This window comes from Streptomyces sp. NPDC018045 (genome assembly GCF_044327445.1).
Taxonomy (GTDB): Bacteria; Actinomycetota; Actinomycetes; order Streptomycetales; family Streptomycetaceae; genus Streptomyces.
The window spans coordinates 259471-283412 of the sequence record NZ_JBIRFL010000005.1 but is presented as its reverse complement, the minus strand read 5'-3'; the positions used below and the strand labels follow the sequence as shown (position 1 = coordinate 283412).

General features: G+C 73.0%; 23 protein-coding genes. 11 read left to right on the top strand and 12 right to left on the bottom strand.

Annotation, left to right across the window (positions count from 1 at the left end; translation table 11 throughout):
* Positions 1–69: 69 nt before the first annotated feature.
* Positions 70–834: a VOC family protein gene (locus ACH4EB_RS15035; RefSeq protein WP_398347867.1), complete on the bottom strand. Its 765-nt coding sequence runs from the start codon at positions 832–834 to the stop codon at positions 70–72.
* A 389-nt stretch (positions 835–1223) separates the two neighbouring features.
* Between ACH4EB_RS15035 and ACH4EB_RS15030 the strand changes: the two genes are divergently transcribed.
* Positions 1224–1871, top strand: coding sequence for a TetR family transcriptional regulator (locus ACH4EB_RS15030; protein ID WP_398347866.1), 648 nt, complete (start codon positions 1224–1226; stop codon positions 1869–1871).
* A gap of 222 nt (positions 1872–2093) precedes the next feature.
* Here the strand turns inward: ACH4EB_RS15030 and ACH4EB_RS15025 are convergent, their stop codons facing one another.
* Positions 2094–2603, bottom strand: coding sequence for a nitroreductase/quinone reductase family protein (locus tag ACH4EB_RS15025; protein ID WP_398347865.1), 510 nt, complete (start codon positions 2601–2603; stop codon positions 2094–2096).
* On the bottom strand, positions 2600–3838 hold the full coding sequence (locus ACH4EB_RS15020) for an acyl-CoA dehydrogenase family protein (RefSeq protein WP_398347864.1): 1239 nt from the start codon (positions 3836–3838) through the stop codon (positions 2600–2602). The genes ACH4EB_RS15025 and ACH4EB_RS15020 overlap by 4 nt, the downstream gene beginning before the upstream one ends.
* Before the next feature lie 181 nt (positions 3839–4019).
* On the opposite strand from ACH4EB_RS15020, the gene ACH4EB_RS15015 reads away from it, so the two are divergent.
* Positions 4020–5207 carry a thiolase C-terminal domain-containing protein gene (locus ACH4EB_RS15015; RefSeq protein ID WP_398347863.1) on the top strand — a complete coding sequence of 396 codons (1188 nt, stop codon included), beginning with the start codon at positions 4020–4022 and terminating at the stop codon, positions 5205–5207.
* Positions 5208–5217: 10 nt separating this feature from the next.
* Here ACH4EB_RS15015 and ACH4EB_RS15010 read toward each other — a convergent pair whose 3' ends face one another.
* On the bottom strand, positions 5218–5907 hold the full coding sequence (locus tag ACH4EB_RS15010; protein WP_398347862.1) for a hypothetical protein: 690 nt from the start codon (positions 5905–5907) through the stop codon (positions 5218–5220).
* Between the two features lie 189 nt (positions 5908–6096).
* Between ACH4EB_RS15010 and ACH4EB_RS15005 the strand changes: the two genes are divergently transcribed.
* On the top strand, positions 6097–7065 hold the full coding sequence (locus tag ACH4EB_RS15005) for an ALF repeat-containing protein (RefSeq protein WP_398347861.1): 969 nt from the start codon (positions 6097–6099) through the stop codon (positions 7063–7065).
* A gap of 72 nt (positions 7066–7137) precedes the next feature.
* Here the strand turns inward: ACH4EB_RS15005 and ACH4EB_RS15000 are convergent, their stop codons facing one another.
* Together ACH4EB_RS15000 and ACH4EB_RS14995 are read right to left on the bottom strand one after the other, a co-directional pair.
* The gene (locus ACH4EB_RS15000; RefSeq protein ID WP_398347860.1) at positions 7138–8244 is read right to left on the bottom strand and encodes a hypothetical protein; all 1107 of its coding nucleotides are present in this window, start codon (positions 8242–8244) and stop codon (positions 7138–7140) included.
* Positions 8245–8415: 171 nt separating this feature from the next.
* On the bottom strand, positions 8416–9177 hold the full coding sequence (locus tag ACH4EB_RS14995; protein WP_398347859.1) for a VOC family protein: 762 nt from the start codon (positions 9175–9177) through the stop codon (positions 8416–8418).
* Positions 9178–9448: 271 nt separating this feature from the next.
* Between ACH4EB_RS14995 and ACH4EB_RS14990 the strand changes: the two genes are divergently transcribed.
* The gene (locus ACH4EB_RS14990) at positions 9449–10105 is read left to right on the top strand and encodes a hypothetical protein (protein WP_398347858.1); all 657 of its coding nucleotides are present in this window, start codon (positions 9449–9451) and stop codon (positions 10103–10105) included.
* Here ACH4EB_RS14990 and ACH4EB_RS14985 read toward each other — a convergent pair.
* On the bottom strand, positions 10095–10331 hold the full coding sequence (locus ACH4EB_RS14985) for a DUF397 domain-containing protein (protein WP_398348119.1): 237 nt from the start codon (positions 10329–10331) through the stop codon (positions 10095–10097). The genes ACH4EB_RS14990 and ACH4EB_RS14985 overlap by 11 nt on opposite strands.
* A 2-nt stretch (positions 10332–10333) precedes the next feature.
* Positions 10334–11146, bottom strand: coding sequence for a Scr1 family TA system antitoxin-like transcriptional regulator (locus ACH4EB_RS14980; RefSeq protein WP_398347857.1), 813 nt, complete (start codon positions 11144–11146; stop codon positions 10334–10336).
* Positions 11147–11222: 76 nt separating this feature from the next.
* On the opposite strand from ACH4EB_RS14980, the gene ACH4EB_RS14975 reads away from it, so the two are divergent.
* The 3 genes from ACH4EB_RS14975 to ACH4EB_RS14965 are packed head-to-tail and all read left to right on the top strand — an operon-like array spanning position 11223 to position 13713.
* Complete coding sequence (locus ACH4EB_RS14975; RefSeq protein WP_398347856.1) at positions 11223–11531, top strand: hypothetical protein; 309 nt, start codon at positions 11223–11225, stop codon at positions 11529–11531.
* Between the two features lie 60 nt (positions 11532–11591).
* On the top strand, positions 11592–12863 hold the full coding sequence (locus ACH4EB_RS14970; RefSeq protein ID WP_398347855.1) for an FAD-dependent monooxygenase: 1272 nt from the start codon (positions 11592–11594) through the stop codon (positions 12861–12863).
* Between the two features lie 37 nt (positions 12864–12900).
* Positions 12901–13713: a pyridoxal 5'-phosphate synthase gene (locus ACH4EB_RS14965; protein WP_398347853.1), complete on the top strand. Its 813-nt coding sequence runs from the start codon at positions 12901–12903 to the stop codon at positions 13711–13713.
* Between the two features lie 158 nt (positions 13714–13871).
* Here ACH4EB_RS14965 and ACH4EB_RS14960 read toward each other — a convergent pair whose 3' ends face one another.
* Positions 13872–14372 (bottom strand): GNAT family N-acetyltransferase, encoded by a 501-nt coding sequence (locus ACH4EB_RS14960; protein WP_398347852.1) that lies wholly within the window; start codon positions 14370–14372, stop codon positions 13872–13874.
* 78 nt (positions 14373–14450) lie between these two features.
* On the bottom strand, positions 14451–14873 hold the full coding sequence (locus ACH4EB_RS14955) for a Zn-ribbon domain-containing OB-fold protein (RefSeq protein ID WP_398347851.1): 423 nt from the start codon (positions 14871–14873) through the stop codon (positions 14451–14453).
* A 417-nt stretch (positions 14874–15290) separates the two neighbouring features.
* Here ACH4EB_RS14955 and ACH4EB_RS14950 point away from each other — a divergent pair, with 417 nt between their 5' ends.
* The 4 genes from ACH4EB_RS14950 (at position 15291) to ACH4EB_RS14935 (ending at position 21487) form a co-directional block, all read left to right on the top strand.
* Positions 15291–16547, top strand: coding sequence for a flavin-containing monooxygenase (locus tag ACH4EB_RS14950; protein WP_398347850.1), 1257 nt, complete (start codon positions 15291–15293; stop codon positions 16545–16547).
* A 489-nt stretch (positions 16548–17036) separates the two neighbouring features.
* Positions 17037–19250, top strand: coding sequence for an acetate--CoA ligase family protein (locus ACH4EB_RS14945; RefSeq protein ID WP_398347849.1), 2214 nt, complete (start codon positions 17037–17039; stop codon positions 19248–19250).
* A gap of 178 nt (positions 19251–19428) precedes the next feature.
* Positions 19429–20367 (top strand): enoyl-CoA hydratase/isomerase family protein, encoded by a 939-nt coding sequence (locus tag ACH4EB_RS14940; RefSeq protein WP_398347848.1) that lies wholly within the window; start codon positions 19429–19431, stop codon positions 20365–20367.
* A gap of 262 nt (positions 20368–20629) precedes the next feature.
* Positions 20630–21487 (top strand): flavin reductase, encoded by an 858-nt coding sequence (locus ACH4EB_RS14935; protein WP_398347847.1) that lies wholly within the window; start codon positions 20630–20632, stop codon positions 21485–21487.
* Between the two features lie 43 nt (positions 21488–21530).
* On the opposite strand, the gene ACH4EB_RS14930 is transcribed toward ACH4EB_RS14935, so the two are convergent.
* Both ACH4EB_RS14930 and ACH4EB_RS14925 read right to left on the bottom strand, forming a co-directional pair.
* On the bottom strand, positions 21531–22598 hold the full coding sequence (locus tag ACH4EB_RS14930; protein ID WP_398347846.1) for a Zn-dependent alcohol dehydrogenase: 1068 nt from the start codon (positions 22596–22598) through the stop codon (positions 21531–21533).
* On the bottom strand, positions 22598–23773 hold the full coding sequence (locus ACH4EB_RS14925; RefSeq protein ID WP_398347845.1) for an acyl-CoA dehydrogenase family protein: 1176 nt from the start codon (positions 23771–23773) through the stop codon (positions 22598–22600). Before ACH4EB_RS14925 ends, ACH4EB_RS14930 begins: the two co-directional genes overlap by 1 nt.
* Between the last annotated feature and the right edge of the window lie 169 nt (positions 23774–23942).

Genomic DNA, 23942 nt, shown 5'->3' with positions numbered 1-23942 from the left:
TGCCGGGCCGCGCCGTCCGCGGCCCGACAGCGGGAGCTGCCATCGACCCCAATTGTGCTGCGTATCCCCCTACTCCGGGGCCATGACGCCGAACCCGGCGCCCTGGTTGTCGGCGAACACCGCGAACGGTCCGCCCGGCGTGCCGACCGGCTCCACCGTGATCCGGCCGCCGAGCCGGGTGGTGGTCCGTACGGCGTCGTCCATCCCGGGGACGAGGAAGCAGACGGTGAAGTGCGGCGGCATCTCGGCCGGCGCGCGCTCGTCCATCAGGACCCGGCCACCGATCTCCCGCTCCTGGCCGGCGAGCCGCCAGGGCCGGAAGCGCCCGTCCGACGCCGGGCTGTCGGCGACGCTCTCGAAGCCGAAGACCTCTTCGTAGAAGGCGTCGGCCCGCCGCGGGTCGCGGGTGCTCAGGGTCGTCCAGACGTACGCGCCGGGCTCGCGCCGGACCCCGAAGCCCGGGTGGGTGCCGGCCTGCCAGACACTGAAGACCGCGCCCGTGGGGTCGGCGGCGACCAGCATGGTGCCCAAGTCACCGACGGGCGCGGCCTCCGCGACGATCCGGCCGCCCGCCCGCAGGATCCGCGCGCCGGCCCTGGCGACGTCCGGGGTCGCGAAGTAGACGTTCCACGCGGTGGGCATCCGGCCGTCCTGCTTGGGCATCAGCCCGGCGGCCGCCCTGCCGTCCTTGAACGCCTCGGTGTAGTTGCCGAACTCGGGGGCGCCGTCGGAGAAGGTCCAGCCGAACAGCTCTCCGTAGAATCGCTTGCCCGCTTCCAGGTCGGGCAGCATGACATCGGCCCAGCAGGGGGTGCCCGCCGCGAATGCAGTCATGGGGCCAAACTAGCCCTGGATCAAGCATCGCGCCCGGAGAGTAATCGAACATTTTGCCAATTCTCCGCGATCGCGCTCCTTACCGGACATTCCCCGGCGTCCGGCAAGGACCGGCTCCGTATCCGGCATGACCCGCCCGGCGTCCGCGCAGGCGCTCGGAGCGCCCGCTTCCGCCCCGACGGAACCCCGTCCACCGGTGCGGAAAAGTTGTCCACAGCCTGTTGACAATATGATTCACTTGTTCGGGCCAAACCGTCCGCCGAGCCCGCCCCAGGCCGCCCCGGCCGCTCTGCGCACGGGACCGACCAGGACCGATACGGCCGAACTCCCGCATCCCCATTTGCAGGCAGCCAAATCGCGCTCCGATCACCCCTCGGTAAGCTGACGGCATGACAGGACAAGTTCGGACCGTCGACGGCAGAGTCGCCGGGCGCCGTGGACAGGCGACCCGGCAGAAGCTGCTCGACTGCCTCAGCGACATGCTCAGTTCGTCCCCGTACAGAGACGTCAAGGTCATCGATGTGGCCCGCAAAGCGGGCACTTCGCCCGCGACGTTCTACCAGTACTTCCCCGATGTCGAGGGCGCGGTGCTGGAAATCGCCGAGGAGATGGCCAAAGAGGGCGCGAGCCTGACGGATCTGGTGGCCGGACGCTCCTGGGTGGGCAAGTCCGGCCGGCAGGCGGCCGAGGAACTCGTCGAGGGATTCCTCTCCTTCTGGCGCAAGAACGACGCGATCCTGCGCGTCGTCGATCTCGGTGCCGCCGAGGGCGACAAACGGTTCTACAAGATCCGCATGAAGATCCTGAATGCCGTCACCAACTCCCTTACGGATTCCATCAAGGAACTCCAGACCAAGGGCAAGGTCGACAAGGACGTCAGCGCGGCCGCGATGGCCGGTTCGCTCGTCGCCATGCTGGCGGCGGTCGCCGCCCATCAGAAGGGATTCCAGAGCTGGGGTGTCAAGCAGCAGGAGCTGAAGCCGAACCTGGCGCTCCTGGTCCACCTGGGTATCACCGGAAAAAAGCCCACCAGATAACCCACTGCTCGCTGCACGGCCCGGCTCACGGCTCACAGCTCAATACGCGGCCCGGCCCACGACACCCTTCGGGAATACCTCACGACATAACCCACGGAACGGTCACCGTTCGCGCTCGTCCTGCCATAGCTGTACGTCACAGCGGGTGTTGTCCGCCCCTCGGGGCCGGCCGGCACCCGCTGTGCGCGTCTGCGGTCCGCCCCGGCGGCCGGGCACCGGCGGTCAGCGGGGCTCCAGCCGGAAGAGCCGGATCTGCCGGGCGACGCGCGCCTGGTACGCGGCGTACGGTGGCCAGAACGCGACCACCGCCGCCCACGTCCGCGCCCGCTCGTCGCCGGTCAGCAGGCGGGCCCGTACGGGAACGTCCCGGCCCCGCCAACTGATCCCGGCGTCCGGGTGCTTCAGCAGGTTGGCCGTCCAGGCCGGGTGCCCGGGGCGGCCGAAGTTGCTGCCGATCAGCAGCCAGGTCCCGGCCTCCTCCGGCAGACACGCCAGCGGTGTCCGCCGCGGCAGGCCGGTCCGGGCGCCCGTCGCCGTCAGGACCACCCCCGGCAGCATCCGGGCGCTCGGCAGCACCCGGCCCCCGGTGAGCCGGTGCACCGTATGGTCCAGGGCGGGGACGACGTACGGCGCCACCCGCGCGAACCCGCGCGTCGCGGACACCTTCTGCACCACCCGCCTGCCGGACGCCTTCACCCGGGCAGCCGCTCCCGCGCCGCCGAACGCCCTCATGCGGACACCCCCGCCGGGGCCCCGCCGCCCCCGAACAGCCCCGCCGTCCCGGCGGCGTGCGCCCGCAGCCGGTGTACGGGCCCCAGCAGCAGTTCGTCGCAGGCCGCGCGCTTGAAGAAGAGGTGGGCGTCGTGCTCCCAGGTGAAGCCGATACCGCCGTGGAGCTGAATGGCCTCCCCGGCCACCGTACGCAGGGTCTCCAGGGCGTGGGCGAGGGCCAGGCCGGGGGCGCCGGGCTCGGCGCTCTCCGCGGGGGCACCCACCGCCCATGCCGCGTAGTAGGCCGCGGACCGGGCCGCCTGCACCTGTACGTAGCGGTCCGCCAGCCGGTGCTGGACGGCCTGGAAGGAGCCGATGGGCCGGCCGAACTGCTCCCGCACCCGGACGTACTCCACGGTCCGCGCGAGCGCCGCGTCCGCCGCCCCGACCGCCTCGGCGGCCAGCGCCGCCGCGAACCCGGCACCCGCCCGGGCGAGCGCCCGTCCCACCCGTCCGTCCGCCCTCTCCTCCGCGCCCTCCTCCGCACCGAGCAAGGCCGCATGCGCGTCTCGCAGTTGGACGGTCCCCAGCGGCCGGGTCTCGTCCATCGCCGTCTGCCGGACCCGCGCCACACCGGGCGCGTCGCCCCGTACGGCGAAGAGCAGCGTGCGGCTGCGCGCGTATCCGCCCGTGTGCGCGGCCACCAGGAGCAGCCCCGCGCGGTGTCCGCCGAGCACCTGCGCGGCCTCCCCGTACAGCCGCCACTCCCCTGCCCCCGCGCCCTGCCGCGCCTGGATGCCGCCGGCCCGGCCGCCGCCCGCCCAGTCTCCGCCGTTGCGGGCGGTGAGTGCGAGGGCGGTGCCGAGCTGCCCGCCCGGTACGGCGAGCGCGCCCGTCAGCTCGCCCGACGCGAGAGCGGGCAGCAGCTCCGCGCGCTGCCGTTCCGTCCCCAGCGCCAGCACCAGCGGCGCGACGAGGGCGGCGGTGGGCAGCAGCGGCGCGGGCAGCAGCACCCGACCGGTCTCCTCGCAGGCCAGCGCCAGCTCGGTGGGGCCGCAGCCGACACCGCCGTACGCGGTGGGCAGCGCCAGCCCCGGCAGTCCCAGTTGCCGTGCGAGCTGTCGCCACAGCCCGGGGTCGTACCCTTCGGGGGTGCGGACGGCGGCCCGGAGGTCGTCGGGGCCGCAGCGCTTGTGGAGCAGTTCGCGCAGCGTACGGCGGATCTGGTCCTGCTCCTCGGTGAACGCGGCATCCATCGGCGGGCTCCTCCCGACCGTTCGGCGACCTGGCCCGGCAGGGCCGGCGCCGCAGGGCCCCGGGGAGCTCGCGCCGCTGACCTGACGGCCCGTCATACTAAGTACATCGAGCGGCATTTCCCAGCCTCACGCACCCATCACGCCTGTCGGCCCACCGCAGAGCTGATGTACCGTCAGGTTCATGCCGCCAGGAGGTACCGCCACGTCCCCCCGCAAGGTCGCCATAGCCGGTGTCGCCCTCTCCGACTGCGGACGCGTGGCCGAGGCCACCCCATACACCCTGCACGCCCAGGCCGCCCGCCGCGCGCTGGCCGACTCCGGCCTCGACCGCTCACTGGTCGACGGCTTCGCCTCGGCCGGGCTCGGCACCCTCGCGCCCGTGGAGGTCGCCGAGTATCTGGGGCTGCGCCCCACCTGGGCCGACTCCACCTCGGTGGGCGGCGCCACCTGGGAGGTGATGGCCGCGCACGCCGCCGATGCCATCGCGGCCGGGCAGGCGCGCGCGGTGCTGCTGGTGTACGGGTCCACGGCGCGCGCCGACCTCAAGGCCGGCCGCCGTACGGCCGACCTCTCCTTCGGCGCCCGCGGCCCGCTCCAGTACGAGGTGCCGTACGGCCACACCCTCGTCGCCAAGTACGCGATGGCCGCGCGCCGCCACATGCACCGGTACGGCACGACGCTCGCCCAGCTCGCCGAGGTCGCCGTGCAGGCGCGGGCCAACGCCGCCACCAACCCGGACGCCCTGTACCGCACCCCGATCACCGTCGACGACGTGCTGTCCGGGCCGCTGATCGCCGACCCCTTCACCAAGCTGCACTGCTGTGTCCGCTCCGACGGCGGCTGCGCGGTCCTCCTGGCCGCCGAGGAGTTGCTACCGGACCTGGCCAAGCCGCCCGTCTGGGTCCTGGGCGCGGGCACCGCCGTGTCGCACGCCGCGATGTCCGGGTGGGACGACTTCACCGTCTCCCCCGCCGCCGTCTCCGGCCGCCTCGCCTTCGAACGGGCCGGGGTGCACCCGTCGGAGATCGAGGTGGCCCAGATCTACGACGCCTTCACCTACATGACCCTCGTGACGCTGGAAGACCTCGGCTTCTGCGCCAAGGGCGAGGGCGGCGCGTTCGTCGGGAAGGGCCGCCTGCTGCGCGACGGCGCCCTCCCCGTCAACACCGACGGCGGCGGCCTGTCCGCCTGCCACCCCGGCATGCGCGGCCTGTTCCTCCTGGTGGAGGCGGTACGCCAACTGCGCGGCGAGGCCGCCGGGGACCGCCAGGTCCGCCGCCCCGACGGCCGCCTCCCCGAACTGGCCGTGGCCTCGGGGACGGGCGGCTGGTTCTGCTCCTCGGGGACGCTGGTGCTGGGCCGGGGGTAGGGCGCGCCGGCTACGCGAAGGCCAGGGTGTACTCCACGGCGCGCGAACTCGTCGGCTCGAAGCCCAGCCGCCGTACCGCCGCGTGGAGCTCTTCGTCGTCGGGTGCCGCGTTGACCTCGACGTCACGGGTGTCGGGGTGCCCGGTGTCGAGTGCGTGCAGGGCCGCCGAGGTGAGCGCGGTGAGCGCGTCGGCGGTGCTGTCGGCCTCGCGGTGATGGACCAGGCGGGCGCGGGTGCCGGCCAGTTCGACGTCGTACGAGGCTTCGTCCGTACCGATACGGAACGCGACCCCCTCCTCCTCGGCGGGAAGCCGCCGTACGGCCGCGTCCCCCACGGGAACGCCGGCCGGCAGGTCGCGCCGCCACCAGCGGTAGACCTCGCCGCTTTCGAGGGCGTTGAGGTCCACGGCGGCCTTGCCGGGGCTCGTGTCCTCCTCCGTGATCCACCGCAGGGCCGTACCGCCTGCCGTACGGGCCATGTCCGCCGCCGCCTGCAACAGGGGCACCAGGAGCGCGTCCTCGGCACAGTCGAGCACCGCGACGAAGCGCAGGGCGGGGTCGGGTGCGCCCAGGTCGAGCAGGGCGACCGAGCCTTCGACGGTCCCCTGGGGACTGGCAGTCAGGACGGCGACCGTGCGCTCTCCGCACCACAGCTCACCGGCGAGGTCCGGGTCGGTTATGCATTCAACGAAGTTTGCCATTTCTTTACCTTATGGAGATTATCTCCTCCTTGTCCACTATGGTCCCGGCGTCTCACCCCGGCCTGTCGAGGCAGAAGCAGGCGGCGGTGGCCTTGGGCCGGCCCCATGCCGGTCACACCGGTGGCAGCCATGCCCCTTACGCTGTAATGGATATTTTTGGACCCTTATCGGAAATGCGAGAGTGACCGCATGAAGAAGCAGGCCCGTCTCACGGCCTTCCTCGCGGCTGCCGCCGTCGCGCCGGCCGTACTGTTCTCCTCCCCGGCGGTCGCCGCCGAGGCCCCGGCCGCCGCCAAGTCGGCGCCGGACCAGGGCGCGGAGGCGAAGCCGGACGAGCCCGCGAAGAAGCCGGCGGCCCGGTCCGTGGCGGACGACCGGATCGCGGTCGTGCGGATGCTCACCAAGGACGCCGGCAAGGCCCTCGTCCGCGAGGCCAACAAGGCGCTCGACGGCACGGACGAGGAACTGCGCCAGTTCCTGGAAACGGGGCAGTACAAGGCCCGCGACGAGGACAACAGCTTCGCGATCTTCCGCATCCTGGCGGGCAAGGACGTCGGCCCCAATGTCCGCGGAGCGGCGGGCCAGGCGCTCGACGGCTCCCCGCAGGACCGGGCGCACTTCCTGAAGGAGGGCTACCGCCTGGCCCGTAACGCGGACAACCGCGTGCGCGCCGTGCAGATATTCAGCATCGGCGGCCCCGCGGTCAAGGACGCCGCCCGTGACGCGCTCCGCGCGGGTCCGGACGCCGTGCAGCACTTCCTCGACGTAGGCCAGTACGAGGCCCGCGCCAAGGACGAGGCCGCCGAGAAGAAGGCGGAAGAGGAGAAGGCCGCCAAGGACAAGGCCGCGAAGGAGCGGGAGGCCGAGGAGAAGGCCGCCAAGGAGAAGACGGCCAAGGAGAAGGGCGGCAAGAACGTCACGCCCGCCGTCGACGCCAAGCCCGCGGGCGACCACGGCACCGCCCCCACCGGCACCGCCCCCACCGGCACGGCCTCCGGCGACACCGCCGCGTCCACCAACAGCACCGGCAGCACCCTCGCCGCGACCGGCGTCAGCCCCGCCACCCCGTGGGCCGTCGGCGGTGCCGCCGTCGCCGTCACCGCGGGCGCGGGCCTGGTGCTGGCGGGCCGCCGCCGCACCGCCACCGGGCGCGGCTGACCCCCGCCCCAGGCACGCGCGCCCGGCGGCCGGACCACCTGCGGCCGGCCGCCGGGCGCGCACCCGCCGCCTTCAGGCCCCCAGCCGCGCGATCCGCCGTTGGGCCGCCAGCACCGCCGCCCGGAACCTCGGGTCGGGCCGCAGCGCGTACTCCCGTCGGCACGCCTCGGTGAACTTCAGGACGTGCTCGTCGCCGTGCTCGACGGCCCGCCCGCCCAGCTCGTCCCAGGACGGCGGGTCTTCGGGCAGTTCACGTCGCCAGGCCCCCGTCCCCTCCCCGCGCCGGCTCGTCGTGAAGGCGAGGAGCAGCGCGGTGTGCACCTGCCACAGCGCGGCGAGCGTCGGTTCGTACTGCCCGGCGGGCAGGTGCGGCAGGACGAGCCGTACGGCGGCGGGCGCGGTGACGCCATGGATCAGCGGCACCGGGAAGACTTCGTCGTGGCTCAGGTACACGTCGGAGAAGTGGGTCGTCATCTCGCTCAGCAGGCGCGGCGCGTGGTCGACGGCCGGCGCGTCCAGCGCCTCCCGGTATCCCGGAAGTTCGGCGAGCCGTGCCAGTCTGCCGTGCGCGACGCCCGGGTTCATCGGCCCGCCGTCGCCCGGTACGCGCGGCAGGGCCGCGATCGCGCCCGCCAGGTCGTACGTGCCGCGCAGCCGCGCCTGCCCGGGGAGTGCGGTGTAGCGCGCCGCCCAGTAGGCCAACCCACGCGCCAATTCGGTGAGTTGTGCGCTCGCGGGCTTGCCGTCGGCCGCGCCGTACAGGCCCCGGACCGCGTGGGCCGTACGGATCAGCCCGTGCGTCAGCCCCGCGAAGAGCCCCGGCAGCAGCCGCGGCCACCAGCGGGCGAGCACATCGCGCCAGGGGGCGTCGGCCAGCTCCCGCACGAAGAGCCGCTCCCAGTCACCGGCCCGTTCGAACGCCCCGAGCGCCGGACGCCAGGAACTCTCGTCGGCGGGGTCGAGGGCGAAGCGCGCGGCGGGCGGCTCGTGATGGGGCATCGCGACCCGGTAGCGCTCCACCCACCCGGCCACCTCCCCCTCGTGACGGAGCATCGCCAGCGCCTCGGCGCCCATCGGCCCGTGGTTGGCGAGGTCCACCCCGGCGCCCCGCTCGTACCCCAGGTCGTCCATGCGCTCCAGGGCTTCGTTGACCGCGTCGTGATAGCTGATCGTCGGCATGAGGGTCCCCTCCCGTGATTCCGGACGGCCGGAAAGACTCGGAGCCGGTGGCCGCACACCGGCCGGGGTGCGGCCCCAGGCTCCGACAGTTTGCTACGGGCCCCCTCGCCGGCCGCCGGCGAACCGGTCGCCGCCCTGCCCCGGGCCCGACCCACAGGTCCCGCTCCCGACCTACGCCGAAGACCGCGCGCCGATCACGAACTCGGTGCCGAACGGGTCCGTCACCCGCGCCTGCCGCACGTACACCGTGTCCTCCGGCTCGGACGCCGTGCCGCCGGCCGCGACCGCCCGCGCCACCGCCGCGTCCGTGTCCGCGACCTCGAACAGCGTTCTCCAGGCCGCGGTCCCGGCGGACGGATCGCCCACGATCCCGCCGATCTCGTGCCCGTCCGGGCGGCGCAGGAAGGTGAAGTCGAGGTCCGGCAGACGCGGGTTGCCGTCCAGGGTGAAGCCGAAGACGGCCGCGTAGAACGCGCGGGCCGGGGCGGCGTCCGGCGCCACCAGGTCGTTGCGTACGAGGGAGTCGGGCTCGTTGACGACCTCGCAGCCGACGCGGGCCCGCCCCTGCCAGAGCCCGAACCGCGCCCCCACGCTGTCCTCGGCGAGCGCGGCCCGCCCGAGGTCGCGGACCTCCACCGGGCCCGACAGCACCCGGCCGCCCGCGTCGGCGATCCGCTGGGCCGTGCCGTCGCAGTCGGCGGCCGCCAGGTAGACCGCCCACCCGCCGCCCGCCGCGTCGGGCCGCTCCACCAGGCCCGCGGCACGCTGCCCGGCCACGAGCCCGACGGCGTACCGCCCGCCCTTCATCGTCTCCGTCTCGTACGTCCAGCCGAACAGCGCCCCATAGAAATCCATGGCGCGGTCGAGGTCGGGGACGGCCAGCTCGACCCAGGTGGGCGTGCCGTCGGGCTGGTTGCCGGTGACACGGCTCATGACGTGCTCCTCGCGGTACGGGGCGGCCGGGTGGCCGCGCTGGCCGGTACCGCAGACGCTAGGCGCCATGCAGAACAGGACGTGTCCTATATGGGCGTCCCATCGTGGCTGGCTTGTAACAGCACCGCGCCGTCGTCTACGGCACGCCGTTACGCCGCCGCCGAATTGCCGCAACGAAGGGCAGCCAACATCATGTGCGGAGTGGCCCCCGCCGCCCACGCCCACCGCCGCCCGCCGCCGCTCTTGAGGCCCGACCGGAAATGACGTACCGATGCTCCGTTCCCTGCCGGCCGTGGCGCTCGGCCTGGCCGCCACATGCACGCTGCTGAGCGGGTGCGACGGGACCGGGGAGCCGAGGAGCGCCGGGCGTACGCCGGGGGCGTCGGCGCCCGCGCTGCTCTGGCCGGGCCGTACGCCCGCGCCGGAGCAGTCCTACGAGCCCAACTCCGCCGAACGCCCGTCGCCGCTGCGGGGCGCGCCACGCGTGCCGTCAGGGGACCTGCACCGGGTGTCGGCGCTGGCCGTCGCCAAGGCCAAGGTCGCGGCCATGACCGGCGCGCTAGACGAGGACGGCACCAACCAGAAGATCAAGGAGTGCCGGACGGCCGGACGGAAGCCGTGTCCCGTACAGACGCCGCAGTACCGGGACCTGAACGGCGACGGCAAGGACGAGCTGCTGCTCGGCGTCGACGCCGGGAACACGTTCCTGTTCCTGTGGGGCTTCACCGTGCGGGACGGGGTGGTCACCCAGATCATGGACGCCGGGGTGACCCCCCTGTCCGTCGAACTGTCGGGCCGTGAGGTGATCGTCCGCGAACCGGCCGGCACGGGCGGCTACAGCCTCCGCCGGGTCTACTCCTGGGACGAGCACCTCCAGGCCATGAACGAGCGCGTCATCGAATACGACGAGTCCCGCACTACGAGATGAGGCGGAGGAAGTCGGCCCAGGAGGTAGGGGGTAGCGAGAGGGCGGGTCCGGTGATGTTCTTGGAGTCGCGTATGTGGATGGTGGTGGGGGTTGTGGCGACTTCGACGCACGTTTCGCCATCGGGGTCGCTGTAGCTGGACTTACGCCACGCATACGCCACCTCGACGCACGTTTCGCCCTCGTTGTTGCTGTAACTGCTCTTGAACCATGCCAGTCCGGCGTTCACGCTCACCCTGCCAGTCTCTCGATGAGTTCCAGCGACTTCTTCGGAGGCATGGCCTGGGACCGGAGAGCGCCCAGCCTCTGGACATACTGATCAGCCTCAGCCGGCCTCGTCAGCAACTTACCCTTGCCCTGAGCTTCCATGAAGACGCTGTACCGCCCGTCCGGGGAGAACAGCACATCTACGGGACCAGCGAGCCCTGCATGCTCGTCCACGTCTGTGGGCATCACTTGCAGCATGACGTGATCCAGCTCGCGCACGGTCTTCACGACGTGGAGCAAGCTCTTCTTGAACGCCGCAGCACCACCGATCGGTCGCTCGAAGACCGATTGCTCGACCACAAAGCTAACCGTCGGAGCCGGTTCTCGGACCAGCGCGGGCTTCCGTTCCAAGCGCTCGTTCACCAGCCGCTCAACCTCGCTCTTGCTGTACGCCGGTACCCGGGATCGGAGCAGGGCCGAAACATAATCCGGCGTCTGCAACAGGCCAGGCAGTACGAGGCTTTGATACCCGCCGAAGCTCAGGGCTTCCGCCTCCAGCGCCCACCATTCCAGAAACTGAGCACGCCCCGGCTCCTGTTCCATCAGACCGATGCACGACTCCAGCGCGCCCTCTGCGACAGTGAGCCGGTCGGCCTCGATGAGGAAGCCCGCGCTCGGGATGCGTTCCGCGCACCCGTAGGCCCCCTCCAGCGATTCCGACACGTGCGTCCGGAGCGCCAGTTCCTTCTGCGTCATCCCCGCGCGCTGACGCCAGGAGCTGATGAGCCCCCCGACGTGTACGCGCGCGGGCGACGGCTCCATCCTCTTCACGGCCATGATCAACCCCCCACACTCGCCCTTGTAGGTCCGTTGCCGCTGGTGACGCTACGCATACGTGCCGACCATTGAAGCCATGACGACCGAAAACCACCCCCAAGAGCCACGCCTCCTCCCCTGGGCCGGTCAGGACGGCAAACCCTGCTACCTGATCGGCGACGGGCACGGCCCCGTCACGGACCTGGCCGACGAGCTGGAAGAGTTGCAACTTCGCACCGCGATCGAGGTGTTGGACCACTCGCGCGCGACCCTGAACCAGCCCGAGGCGCCCGCCCCCACCGAACTCCTCTTCATCACCAACCGCCTCACCGAGTCGCTGAGCGACGCCGTACGCGTGGCGGACAGCCGGGGCCGCAGGCTGGAACAGGCCCTGCACGCACCGTGAGCACCAGCCATCTATACACTTGTCATAGACGATCGTCTAAGACAGACATATAGTCGCGCCATGACCCCGACGTCCTGTCCCCACGCCCTCATCTCCGGCGCCGGTATCGGCGGCCCCGCCCTCGCGTACTGGCTGCGCCACCACGGCTACGACGTCACCGTCGTCGAGCGCGCGCCGGAGCTGCGGACCGGCGGTTACAAGGTCGACCTGCGCGGCGTCGCGGTCGAGGTCGCGGACCGGATGGGCGTACTGCCGGAGATCCGGCGCGCCAGTACGGACATGCGCACCGGCGCGTACGTGGACGACGGCGGGCGGCGCGTCGCCACGCTGCCCGCCGACATCTTCGGCGCCCGGGTGGACGGCGACGACGAGATCATGCGCGGCGACCTGACCCGCATTCTCCACGACCGCACGCGCGACGACGTGGAGTACGTCTTCGGCGACTCGGTCAGCTCACTCACGGACGACGGCGCAGGCGTCGACGTCACCTTCGAGCGCGGGGCGCCGCGCCGTTTCGACCTCGTCGTCGGCGCGGACGGCCTGCACTCCACCGTCCGCCGTCTCGCCTTCGGCGACGGTTCCCGGTACCTGCGGCACATCGGCGCGTACACAGCGTCGTTCAGTGTGCCCGGCCAACTGGTCGCACGGGGCGAGGAGTTGTATCACATGGCGCCCGGCCGACTCGTCTGCGTCTACAACGCGGACGGCGACCACGGTGAACACGGTGAACACGGCACCGACGGCGCCAAGGCGTGGCTCTCCTTCCGCTCGCCCCGGCTGGACCACGACCACCGCGACGCGGACGCGCAGCGAGCGCTGCTGGCGGACGCGTTCGAGGGCGTCGGCTGGCAGGTGCCCCGGCTCCTCGAAGCCTCCCGCACGGCCGACGACTTCTACTTCGACGGGCTGCACCTGATCGAGATGGACCGCTGGTCGCGCGGGCGCGTGGTGCTGCTGGGCGACGCCGCCCACTGCGCGTCCCCCGCGTCGGGGCAGGGTACGGGGATGGCGCTGGTGGGCGCGTACGTGCTCGCCGGGGAACTGGCGGCGGCGGGCGGCGACCCGCGTACCGCCTTCGCACGCTACGAGAGCGAGATGCGCCCGTACGTCACGGCGAACCAGCGGATGGCGGAAACTTTCGTACCGCAGATGACGCCCGCCACCAAGACGGCGATCCGCTTCCGGCACGTGATGCTGCGGGCGCTGCCCCACATGCCGTGGAAGAACCACGTCGCGAAGAAGCTCGCCGAGGACGTCCAGCGCTGCGCCCACGCCATCACCCTCAAGCCGTACGCCGCCCATCGGCCCGACGCGGCATCCGTCACGGCCTGAGGCCCCGCCGTGCCGCCTGCGGATTAGGCTGCCGGACATGGTCGAACACCCGGCAGACACCAGGACCCCGAACGCGAACCCGCACACGAACTCGAACGCGAACGCCGACACCGGCCCGGACTCCGACGAGCGCTTCCACGCGCTCCTCCGCTCCCTCCGCGTCTGGGACGGCGAGCTGCCGGCCGTCGACCCCGACCCGTCGCACGCCCCGGCCGAGCCGCTGCCGCTCTTCCGGCAGTGGCTGCGGGAGGCAGCGGAGGCGGGCGTGCCCGAGCCGCACACCATGACGCTCGCGACGGCGGACGCCGACGGCGACCCGAACGTCCGCACCCTGATGCTGCACGACGCCGACGCACGCGGCTGGCACTTCGCCTCCCACCGTGGCAGCCGCAAGGGCCGCGAACTCACCGCCCGCCCGCGCGCCGCCCTCGGCTTCTACTGGGCGGGCCTCGGCCGCCAGGTCCGCGTACGGGGCCGGGTCACCGAGGCGGGCCCGGAGGAGAGCGCGGCCGACCTCCACCGCCGCTCGACGGGGGCCCTGGCCGCCGCCCTCGTGGGCCACCAGAGCGAAGTCCTCCCCGCGTACGCGGACCTCGAACGCGCCTCGGAAGCCGCCTGGGCCCGCGCCCAGCAGGACCCGACCGCCCCCGTCCCGAGCTGGACCCTGTACGTCCTGCACCCCGAGGAGGTCGAGTTCTTCCAGGGCGACGCCCGCCGACGCCATGTGCGTATCAACTACCGCAGGGGAGGCGGGGTTGGGGGCGGGGCCGGGTCCGGCCCTGATGCCGGGGCAGGGGCCGGGGCCGGCCCTGAGGCCGGGACCTGGACGCGCGAACTTCTCTGGCCGTAGGGGGGCTCGGGCGGAGGGCGCGGGCGGGCGGGCGCAGTCGGATGGGTGCGGCGGACTCAGCGCCTCCCCGCGCCTCCTCGCGCCTCCCCGCGTCTCCTCACGCCTCCGTACGCCTACGTGGCATCTGTGTGCCGTCTCTGCCTTCCAGGGCTGTCGGCTCAGAACCGCCGGTACATGATGTGCAGGCCGACGTAGCCCTTGGTGGGGTGCAGGAAGCCCTCGGGGAGGGTCGTCATGATCTCGAAGCCGAGGGACTTCCAGAGGGCGACGGCGCGGGTGTTGGTCTCGACCACCGCGTTGAACTGCATGGCCCGGAAGCCCGTCGTACGCGCCCAGTCGACCGCGTACTCACCGAGCGCCCGGCCCACGCCACGGCCGCCGTGGGCCGGGTCGACCATGAAGGAGGCCGTGGCGATGTGGGCGGCGCCGCCCATGTGGTTGGCGTTCATCTTGGCCGTGCCCAGGACCGTACCGTCATCGTCCACGGCGACGACCGTGCGGCCCGGCGGGTCGAGCATCCACATCGCGCGGCTCGTCGGGTCGTCCGGGTCGCGGGGGTAGGTGTACGTCTCACCGGCCGCCACGATGGTCCGGAAGAACGGCCGGATGGCGGCCCAGTCGGCGGTGGTCGCTTCTCGAATCAGCACGCACGCCAGCATGCCGCCCGACGCACGCGACGGGCCAGCGAGTTTCTGGGTGGGAGGGCGGCTCGGAGGCAGGCCGGACCCCCCGTCCGCTCAGGCCGGGCGGAAGACGGGGACAGCCATTCCCGAGGCACCCGCGCGGAAACGCACCCGTAAGGCCATCCCGATCCGCAGATCCGCCTCCGGGCACTCGACGACTTCCGTCATCATCCGTGGCCCCTCGGCCAGGTCCACCACCGCCGCCACATACGGCACGCGATCGCCGAACGGCGGAAGATCGTTACGGTGCACCACCGACCACGTGTAAAGCGTGGCCCGGCCGTTCGCCTCCTCCCACACCACGTCTTCGCTCCAGCAGCGCGGACAGAACTCGCGCGGATAGTGGTGCGCCACGCCACAGCCGTCGGCGCGGCAGCGTCGCAACAGCAGCCGGCCCCGGGCTGCCGCGTCCCAGTAGACACGGCTGAACGCGTCGATGTCGGGCAGGTCATACCTGGGCCCGACGGGCGTCTCCACCGGCCCACCCCCGGGGCCGGACTTGGTCTCGGGCCCGGGGTCGGGCCCGGGCCCGGGACGAGTCCGAGACCCGGCCCCAGCCCCAGCCTCTGCCTCTGCCTCTGCCTCTGCCTCTGCCTCTGCCTTCGGTTTCACTCCAGACCACCTGCTTCGGCTCGGCGGGGTTCGGTGGGATTCGGTGGGGCTCCGTGCCGCTCGATGGGGCTCAGCGCGGCTCCATGCCGCTCGATGGGGCTCGGTGGGGCTCAGCGGGGCCCGGTGGAGCCCGATGTGGGGCCCGGTAGGGCCGGACGTGCGGACCGACGTGAGCTGACGGTATGTCAGTTCAGTCGAAAGTGGCCGGGGTGCGCAAGAGTGCGCGCACGGCCATCCCCCCGTACGGCGACATGCGCGCGCTCCGCCGTTACCCTCACCGGCATGCCGGACGCCGCAGCGCACGCCAGCTCCTCCGCATCCAGCACCACGCCGCCGATGGCCGGCCCGTCCGTGTACGTCATCGGGGGCGGACCTGGCGGGCTCGCCACGGCCGCCGCGCTGGGCACGTACGGCATCCGCGCCGTCGTCCTCGAAAAAGCCGACGCGGTGGGCGCTTCCTGGCGCGGCCACTACGACCGTCTGCGACTGCACACCACACGCCGCCTCTCCGGCCTGCCGGGACTGGCGATACCGCGCGCCTACGGGCGGTGGGTCGCGCGCGACGACGTGGTGCGCTACCTGGAGCAGTACGCCGAGCACCACAGCCTCGAAGTCGCCACGGGCGTCGAAGTGCGGCGCGTGGACCGCGCGGCGGACGGCGGGTGGGTCCTGCACGCGGAAGGCGGGCGCGCGCCGGCCGCCCGTACGGTCGTGATCGCCACCGGCTACAACCACACCCCGTATCTCCCCGACTGGCCCGGCCGCACCGGCTACACCGGCGAACTGCTGCACGCCGGCGACTACCGCAACCCCCGCCCGTACACGGGAAAGGACGTCCTGGTCGTCGGCACCGGCAACACCGGGGCGGAGATCGCCGCCGACCTGGCGGCGGGCGGCGCGGCGCGGATACGGCTGGCGGTCCGCACCGCGCCGCACATCGTGCGCCGCTCGACGGCAGGCTGGCCCGCCCAGGCGACCGGCATCCTCGTACGCCGCCTGCCGCCGCGCATGGTGGACCGGGCGGCCCACGTGATGCGCCGCCTCTCCGTGCCGGACCTGTCGGCGCACGGGCTGCCGACGCCGGACACGGGGCTGTACAGCCGGGTCCTGGAAGGGGCGATCCCCGTCCAGGACGTGGGACTGATCGACGCCGTACGAAGCGGAGCGGTACAGCCGGTGGCGGCGGTGACCTCCTTCGACGGCAACGTCGTACGCCTCGCGAACGGCGACGCGATCGAACCGGACGTCGTCATCGCCGCCACCGGCTACCGACGCGGCCTGGACGACCTCGTCGGCCACCTCGACCTCCTCGACACCCGCGGCCGGCCACGCGCCCACGGCCCCCACACCCACCCGTCCGCCCCGAACCTCTACTTCACGGGCTACACGAACCCGATCAGCGGCATGCTCCGCGAACTCGCCCTGGACGCACAACGCATAGCCCACACCATCACCACCACCCTCACAACAAACAATGAAGCAACCCCACCCCCCTCCCCAGCCACCACACCCCCCGCACCACCGGGACCAGCCAGGTGACCCGGGGACGCGGGTGGCCCAGGGGCCCGGGTGGCCCGGGGGCGCGGGTGGCCCGGGGGCGCGGGTGGCCCAGGGGGCCCGGGTGCCCCGGGGCGCGGGTGGCCCGGGGGCCCGGGTGGCCCGGACCAGCCGGGCGATCCGGCGGGCCGTCCACACCGCCCGCACCATCCGGACGCCTCGGGCCCACCCGGCAGCCCACCCGCACCTTCGGCACCACCCAAACTGTCCACACACCCGCACCACTCGACGAACCGCCCACTCCCTCACGCCACTCGGACCACCCACCCCTTCCACACCACTCGCCCCACCCGCACTTCACGCGCCTCAACCGCCTCCCGCACCTCTCGCACCTCTCGCACCTCTCGCACCTCTCGCACCTCTCGCTGGAAGGTTTAGCACTCCCGGGCATTCCTGACGAGCCGTCAGTTCCCTTAACCTGATGGCGCGTCAGTTGAATTGGCAGCCGTCTTACGGGAGCGGGCGTCAGCGATGCTTGGATCGACTCACGGCACTCTCACCACGCACTCCAGCCCGGCCCGCGCGGCGGCCTGCGGGCAGGCTCCGCCGCGCACCGTCCACGAGACGGCCGACCTGGACGTCAGCGGGCGCCCGCTATACGCCCCCGTCCCCGACCTGGACCGGTTCTTCCGGCCCGGGGCGGTGGCGGTCGTCGGCGCCTCCGACAGCGAGGGCCGCCCGAACACCGGCATCACCCGGCAGCTCATGGCGTGGGCCGAACGCGTCGGCGCCCGCCTGCACCCGGTCAACCCGGGCCGTAGCAGCGTCTTCGGCCTGCCCTGTCTCACCTCCGTCTCCGACCTGCCCGAGCAGGTCGACCTCGCCGTACTGCTGGTCGCGGACCCCGTGCCGGTCATCGAGGAACTGGCCGACGCCAAGGTCAGATTCGCGGTCGCCTTCGCCTCCGGCTTCGCCGAGACCGGGGCGGCCGGTGCGGCCGCCCAGGACCGGCTCGCCGAGGCCGTGGCCCGTACCGGCATCCGGCTGCTCGGCCCGAACACCAACCTCAACGCCTTCGCGTCGTTCCGCGAGGACCTCGACGGCCCCGCCATCGCCCTGATCACACAGTCAGGCCACCAGGGCCGTCCGGTCTTCTCCCTCCAAGAACTGGGCATCCGCCTTTCGCACTGGGCCCCGACCGGCAACGAGGCCGATCTGGAGACCGCCGACTTCCTCTCCTACTTCGCCTCCCGTCCCGAGGTCGGGGCCATCGCCGCGTACGTCGAAGGGTTCAAGGACGGCCGCAGCTTCCTGCTCGCCGCCGACCGGGCGGCCCGCAACAAGGTCCCGGTCGTCGCCGTCAAGGTCGGCCGCACCGAGGCCGGGGCCCGTACGGCCGCCTCCCACACCGGCAAGCTGACCGGTGCCGACGCGGTGGTGGACGCGGCCATGCGGCAGTTCGGGGTGATCCGGGTGGACGGGCTGGACGAGCTGCAGGACACCGCGGCCCTGCTCGCACGGGCCCGCCCACCGGCGGCCGACGGCGTCGCCGTCTATTCGATATCCGGGGGCACCGGCGCCCACTTCGCGGACCTGGCGACGGCCGCCGGACTGCGGTTGCCCGCACTGGGCCGCGCGAAGCAGGACGAGCTGCACCAGTGGATCCCGGACTACCTGAGCGTCGTCAACCCGGTGGACAGCGGTGGGCACCCGGTCGGCGACTGGCGCGGCCGCAAGATCATCGACGCCCTCCTCGCCGACCCGGCCGTCGGCGTACTGATCTGCCCGATCACCGGCCCGTTCCCGCCGATGAGCGACAAGCTGGCGCAGGACCTCGTGGACGCGGCGGAACACACGGACAAGCTGGTGTGCGTCGTCTGGGGCTCGCCGGTCGGCACCGAGGACGCCTATCGGCGCACCTTGCTGGGGTCGCGGCGGGTGGCGACCTTCCGTACGTTCGCCAACTGTGTGACGGCCGTCCGCGCGCATCTCGCCCACCACCGCTTCACCGCCGGCTACCGCTCCCCCTTCGACGACGCCCCGCGCACCCCCTCGCCCTCCGCGCGCAAGGCGCGGGATCTGATGCGCCCGGGACAGCAGCTCAGCGAGCACGCGGCTAAGCAGCTCCTGCGCGCCTACGGGATCAGGGTGCCGCGCGAACAGCTCGTCACCAGCGCGGCGGCGGCCGTGCGCGCCGCGAGCCTGGTGGGCTACCCCGTCGTCATGAAGGCCTCCGCGCCACGGCTCGCGCACAAGACGGAACTCGGGCTCGTCAAGACCGGGCTGACCTCCGCCAGCCAGGTCAGGGACACCTACCGGGAGCTGACCGACATCGCCCGCTACGAGGACATCGAGCTGGACGGTGTGCTCGTCTGCCAGATGGTCGAGCGCGGCGTGGAGATGGTCGTGGGCGTCAGCGCGGACAGCCTCTTCGGGCCGACCGTGACCGTCGGGCTGGGCGGGGTGCTCGTCGAGGTGCTGCGGGACACCGCCGTCGGGGTGCCGCCCTTCGGCGAGGACCGGGCGCGCGCGATGCTCGGCGAGCTGCGCGGACGCGCCCTGCTGGACGGCGTACGCGGAGGGCCGCCGGCCGACGTGGACGCGCTCGTCGAAGTCGTGCTGCGGGTCCAGCGGATGGCGCTGGACCTGAGCGGTGAACTCGCCGAGCTGGACCTCAACCCGCTGATGGTGCTGCCGCGCGGGCAGGGAGCCGTGGCTCTCGACGCGCTCGCGGTGTGCCACTGACCGCGCGATCGACCGAACGGCCGACCAGACGACTTGGAGCCGCCTCACCATGGCCCCCACCCCCGCTTCCCCCGCATCCGATCCCGAGACCGGTCCCGGTACCGGCTCTGCTGCCGATACCCCTGCCGGCCCCCCTGACGATTCCGCTGCCGATTCCGCAGCCGATTCCGCTGATTCCTTGATACTCCACACCACTGACAACGCCGTGCTGTGGATTACGCTCAACCGCCCCGCCGCCCTCAACGCCCTTACCCCTGACCAGCGCGAACGCGTCATCGCGCTGCTCTCCGACGCCTCCGCCGACCCGGCCGTACGGGCCGTCGTCATCACCGCCACGGGCAGAGGTTTCTGCACGGGGGCCGACCTCCGCGCCGGGGCGGGCGACGGCGGACCGGGGCGGGGCGACGGCGACGGTGACGGCGGGCCGGGGCGGGGCGAAGGCGGAGGCGACGCGCAGCCGCCCCGGCACGCCGCAGGCGGAGGGGAGTCCGACACGCGGCCGACCGAGCGCGGGACACACGGTGGAGCGGCCGGCACGCGGCCGACCGAGCGCGTCGTGGGGGATGTCGCCCGGATGATCCGGCAGGGCGCGCAGCGTCTCATCGCCGCCGTCATGGACTGCGAGAAACCGGTGCTCGCCGCCGTCAACGGCACCGCCGCCGGGCTCGGCGCGCACCTCGCCCTCGCCTGCGACCTGGTGGTGGCGGCCGAGTCCGCCACGTTCATCGAGGTGTTCGCGCGCCGCGGCCTCGTCCCGGACGGTGGCGGCGCCTACCTGCTGCCCCGGCTCGTCGGGCCGCACCGCGCGAAGGAGCTGCTGTTCTTCGGCGACGCCGTGACGGCCGCGGACGCCGAACGGATGGGGCTGGTCAACCGGGTCGTCCCGGACGCCGGGCTGGAGAAGGCCGCCCGGGACTGGGCGGAGCGGCTGGCCACCGGCCCGACCCGGGCCCTCGCCCTCACCAAACAACTGGTCAACGCCTCCCTGGACGGCGACCGCGGCGCGGCGTTCGCCGCCGAGGCGGCGGCGCAGGAGATCAACATGACGACGGCGGACGCGCGGGAGGGCGTCGCGTCCTTCGTGGAGCGCCGACGGCCCACGTACCGGGGCCGGTGAGAAGGCGGCATCCTGACGAAGGGCGCCGCCCACCGGCCCACCCACCGGACCACCTCCGTTCCCGCACCCGTTCCCGGCCCTGTCCCCGCACCTAACCGCTTTCCCGCACCCGGCCCGGGTCCCGCACCCGACCGCGTTCCCGATCCCATTCCCGCGCTTGGTCCCGACCCCAACCCCGCCCCCGGCCCCGCTCTCGCCCTCGCTCCGCCCCGCCGCCCCCACAGCCCTTCCGAACTGACGACCCGTCAGGTTCAATGGAGACATGATGGGACACGCCGGTATGGCAGCCACCGTGGTGCGCTATCTGCGGTCGGTCGGCGCGCCGACCTCCGCCACGACCCCCGCCACGGCCGGGCGCACCGGCCGCGCCGCCGTACCGCCGCGCCCTGCCCTCAGAGCCGTACGGGAGGGCGAGCGCGCCCCCCTCGACCCGGCCGCCTTCCGCGCCGTACTCGGCCATTTCGCCAGCGGCGTCACAGTCATCACGGCACCCGCGCCGGAATCCGACCCCCCGCCCGTATTCCTGGGCGAGCCCGCGCCCGCATCCCTGGCCGAGCCGGCACCCGCACCCCTGACCGTGCCCGCGCCGGAACGCGAGCCGGCACCGGCACCCTTACCCGAGCCCACGCGCCTGACCGATCCCGCGCGCCCGATCGAGCCCGCGCGCCTGGCCGCGGCCACCCCCGCGCCCCACCCGAGCGGCACCGGCGCGAACGGCCCGGCCGGCTTCGCCTGTCAGTCATTCGCGTCGTTGTCGCTCGATCCGCCCCTGGTCACGTTCATGGTGGCCCGTACGTCCACGACCTGGCCCCGGATCGCCCGCGCCGGTGTCTTCTGCGTCAACATCCTGGGCGCGGACCAGGAGGCGCTGTGCCGGGCCTTCGCGGTCAGCGGGGCCGACAAGTTCGCGGGGGTCGCCCACACACCCGCCCCCGTCACCGGTTCACCGCGCCTGGCGGGCGTCCCCGCCTGGATCGACTGTGCCGTCCAGGCCGTACACACCGGCGGTGACCACCTGATCGTCGTGGGCCGGGTCACCGCGCTCGGTACGGACCCGCGGGCCGCGCAGGCCGGTCCGCTGCTGTTCCACCGGGGCGCCTTCGGACACTTCACCGCGTAGGCCTCGCGGGCGCCCGGCGGCAACCGGTACGCCCCCTGACGGCTCAGAACGTCAGCACCCCGCGCGCCACCCGCCCCCGCCGCATGTCCGCCACCGCACCGGCGAAGTCCTCGACCGCGTACGTCCTGGTCACCAGCTCGTCCAGGAGGAGGTGGCCCTCCTCGTAGAGCTTCGCGTACCGCGCGATGTCGCGCTGCGGACGTGAGGAGCCGTAGCGGCAGCCCAGGATGGACTTGTCCAGGTACATCGACGAGACGAGGAACGACGCCTCGGCGGTGGCCGCGGGCACGCCGAGCAGGACCGCCTGGCCGTGCCGGCCGAGGAGGTCGACGGCCTGCCGGATCAGCTCCGTACGCCCCACGCACTCGAAGGTGTGGTCGGCGCCGGACGGCAGGATGCCGCGGACGGCCCCGACGGTGTCCGGCACCGCCGACGCGTCGACGAAGTGCGTCGCCCCGAAACGCCGCGCCATCGCCCCCTTCGACGGGTTCACGTCCACGGCGACGATCACCGAGGCGCCGGCCAGCCGGGCCCCCTGGAGCACGTTCAGCCCGATGCCGCCCGTACCGATCACCACCACCGTGTCGCCGTGCTCCACCCGCGCGCGGTTCAGGACGGCACCGACCCCGGTCAGCACGCCACAGCCGATCAGCGCCGCCGACGTCAGCGGTATCCCGCCGGGAATCCGCACCGCCTGCACGGCCTTGACGACCGTACGCTCGGCGAAGGCCGAGTTGGCCGCGAAGCTGTACACCTCCCGGCCGCCGTGCCGGAACGGCTTGCCGGGCATCCCGATCGACGCGCGGCACATCGTCGGACGGCCGCGGTCGCACTCCGCGCACGCCCCGCAGTTGGCCAGCGTGGACAGCGCGACATGATCTCCTGCCGCTACATGCGTGACACCGTCCCCCACCTCCTCGACCACGCCCGCGCCTTCGTGCCCCAGCACCACCGGCACCGGAAAAGGAATCGTCCCATCGACCACTGACACATCGCTGTGGCACAGCCCCGCCGCCCGGATGCCGACCAGCACCTCACCGGGCCCCGGCTCCCGTACCTCCAGGTCGTCCACGAACCGCGGCCGACCGCCCTCGAAGATGACGCCTCGCATCACCGCTCCCGCCCTCCGTCGAGACCGAGCACCCGCCCGGCAATGACCGTGCGCTGGATCTCGTCCGAACCGCCGTAGACCGTGTCGGCCCGGCTGAACAGGAACCGCCGCTGTTCCGCGTCGAGTTCGTACGGTGCGTCCGCCGTCCACTCCCCCGGCCCGCACACCGCGCCCGCGCCCCGTACGTGCATGGCCAGCTCCCCCATCCGCTGGTGCCAGCCGGACCACAGCAGCTTCGCCACACTGGGCGCGCCGGCGTCCCCGGCCGCCGGCCCGAGCGTGCGCAGCGCGTTCCACCGCATCACCCGCAGCTCGGCCCACTGCCGTACGAGCCGCCCCCGCAGCACGGGATCACCCACCGCACCCGTACGGCACGCCTCGGCCACGGCCGCCCTCAGTTCCCGTTCAAAACCGACTTGTTGAGCGAGCGTGGAAACCCCACGTTCCAGCGCCAGCAGACCCATCGCCACCCGCCACCCGGCGCCCGGGCCGCCCACCACATGCTCGGCACGCGCCACCGCCCCGTCGAAGAACACCTCGTTGAACTCGGCCGTTCCCGTCATCTGCCGGATCGGCCGCACCTCGACGCGCCCCGGCTGGTCCATCGGCACCAGCAGGAAGGACAGCCCCCGGTGCCGCCGTTCGCCCGGGTCGGTCCTGGCCAGCACGAAGCACCAGTCGGCGACCCGCGCGAGCGAGGTCCAGATCTTCTGCCCGCTGACCCGGTAGGCGGGCCCGTCCCGTACGGCCGCCGTACGGACCGCCGCGAGGTCCGAGCCCGCGCCGGGCTCGCTGTACCCCTGGCACCACAGTTCCTCACCCCGTGCGACCGGCGGCAGGAAACGTGTCCGCTGGACATCGTCCCCGTATGCGATCAACGTCGGCGCCAGCAGGTTCTCCCCGATGTGCCCCACCCGCTCCGGCGCGCCCGCCGCGGCGTACTCCTCGGCCCACACGACCTGCTGCGTCAGCGTGGCCGCCCGGTTCCCGTACGTGCCACACGCCCGGTCCCAGCCGATCCCGACCCACCCGCCCCGCCCCAACTCCCGCTCCCAGGAACGCCGCACGTCCCAGCCCTCGCGACCGCCAACCCGGTCCCCACCGAGACGCTCCGCCAGCCAGCGACGAGCCTCCGCACGGAACGCCGCATCTTCCGCACCGAACGAGAAATCCACCGAAAGCCACCCCTTCGCTTCAGCTCCGACCACCTCTCCCCCCTCCCACCCACGGAAGGGGACGGGCCGGAGCGGCCTGCCGCGCAGGCCCGTCCCCGAACCTGACCGCCCCGCGCAGCGGCCCCAGCCCGCCGCAGGCGCGAACGGCGCGGCCCCCAGGAGCGGGACC

Bases quoted from the DNA above. Each gene is read 5' to 3' on its own strand.
- ACH4EB_RS14990 (WP_398347858.1), top strand. From the start codon at position 9,449: ATGCTCCGTTCCCTGCCGGCCGTGGCGCTCGGCCTGGCCGCCACATGC.
- ACH4EB_RS14965 (WP_398347853.1), top strand. From the start codon at position 12,901: ATGGTCGAACACCCGGCAGACACCAGGACCCCGAACGCGAACCCGCAC.
- ACH4EB_RS15035 (WP_398347867.1), bottom strand. From the start codon at position 834: ATGACTGCATTCGCGGCGGGCACCCCCTGCTGGGCCGATGTCATGCTG.
- ACH4EB_RS15010 (WP_398347862.1), bottom strand. From the start codon at position 5,907: ATGGCAAACTTCGTTGAATGCATAACCGACCCGGACCTCGCCGGTGAG.
- ACH4EB_RS15005 (WP_398347861.1), top strand. From the start codon at position 6,097: ATGAAGAAGCAGGCCCGTCTCACGGCCTTCCTCGCGGCTGCCGCCGTC.
- ACH4EB_RS14995 (WP_398347859.1), bottom strand. From the start codon at position 9,177: ATGAGCCGTGTCACCGGCAACCAGCCCGACGGCACGCCCACCTGGGTC.
- ACH4EB_RS14935 (WP_398347847.1), top strand. From the start codon at position 20,630: ATGATGGGACACGCCGGTATGGCAGCCACCGTGGTGCGCTATCTGCGG.
- ACH4EB_RS14970 (WP_398347855.1), top strand. From the start codon at position 11,592: ATGACCCCGACGTCCTGTCCCCACGCCCTCATCTCCGGCGCCGGTATC.
- ACH4EB_RS15020 (WP_398347864.1), bottom strand. From the start codon at position 3,838: ATGGATGCCGCGTTCACCGAGGAGCAGGACCAGATCCGCCGTACGCTG.
- ACH4EB_RS15000 (WP_398347860.1), bottom strand. From the start codon at position 8,244: ATGCCGACGATCAGCTATCACGACGCGGTCAACGAAGCCCTGGAGCGC.
- ACH4EB_RS14945 (WP_398347849.1), top strand. From the start codon at position 17,037: ATGCTTGGATCGACTCACGGCACTCTCACCACGCACTCCAGCCCGGCC.
- ACH4EB_RS15015 (WP_398347863.1), top strand. From the start codon at position 4,020: ATGCCGCCAGGAGGTACCGCCACGTCCCCCCGCAAGGTCGCCATAGCC.
- ACH4EB_RS15030 (WP_398347866.1), top strand. From the start codon at position 1,224: ATGACAGGACAAGTTCGGACCGTCGACGGCAGAGTCGCCGGGCGCCGT.
- ACH4EB_RS14975 (WP_398347856.1), top strand. From the start codon at position 11,223: ATGACGACCGAAAACCACCCCCAAGAGCCACGCCTCCTCCCCTGGGCC.
- ACH4EB_RS14980 (WP_398347857.1), bottom strand. From the start codon at position 11,146: ATGGCCGTGAAGAGGATGGAGCCGTCGCCCGCGCGCGTACACGTCGGG.
- ACH4EB_RS14930 (WP_398347846.1), bottom strand. From the start codon at position 22,598: ATGCGAGGCGTCATCTTCGAGGGCGGTCGGCCGCGGTTCGTGGACGAC.
- ACH4EB_RS15025 (WP_398347865.1), bottom strand. From the start codon at position 2,603: ATGAGGGCGTTCGGCGGCGCGGGAGCGGCTGCCCGGGTGAAGGCGTCC.
- ACH4EB_RS14960 (WP_398347852.1), bottom strand. From the start codon at position 14,372: ATGCTGGCGTGCGTGCTGATTCGAGAAGCGACCACCGCCGACTGGGCC.
- ACH4EB_RS14950 (WP_398347850.1), top strand. From the start codon at position 15,291: ATGCCGGACGCCGCAGCGCACGCCAGCTCCTCCGCATCCAGCACCACG.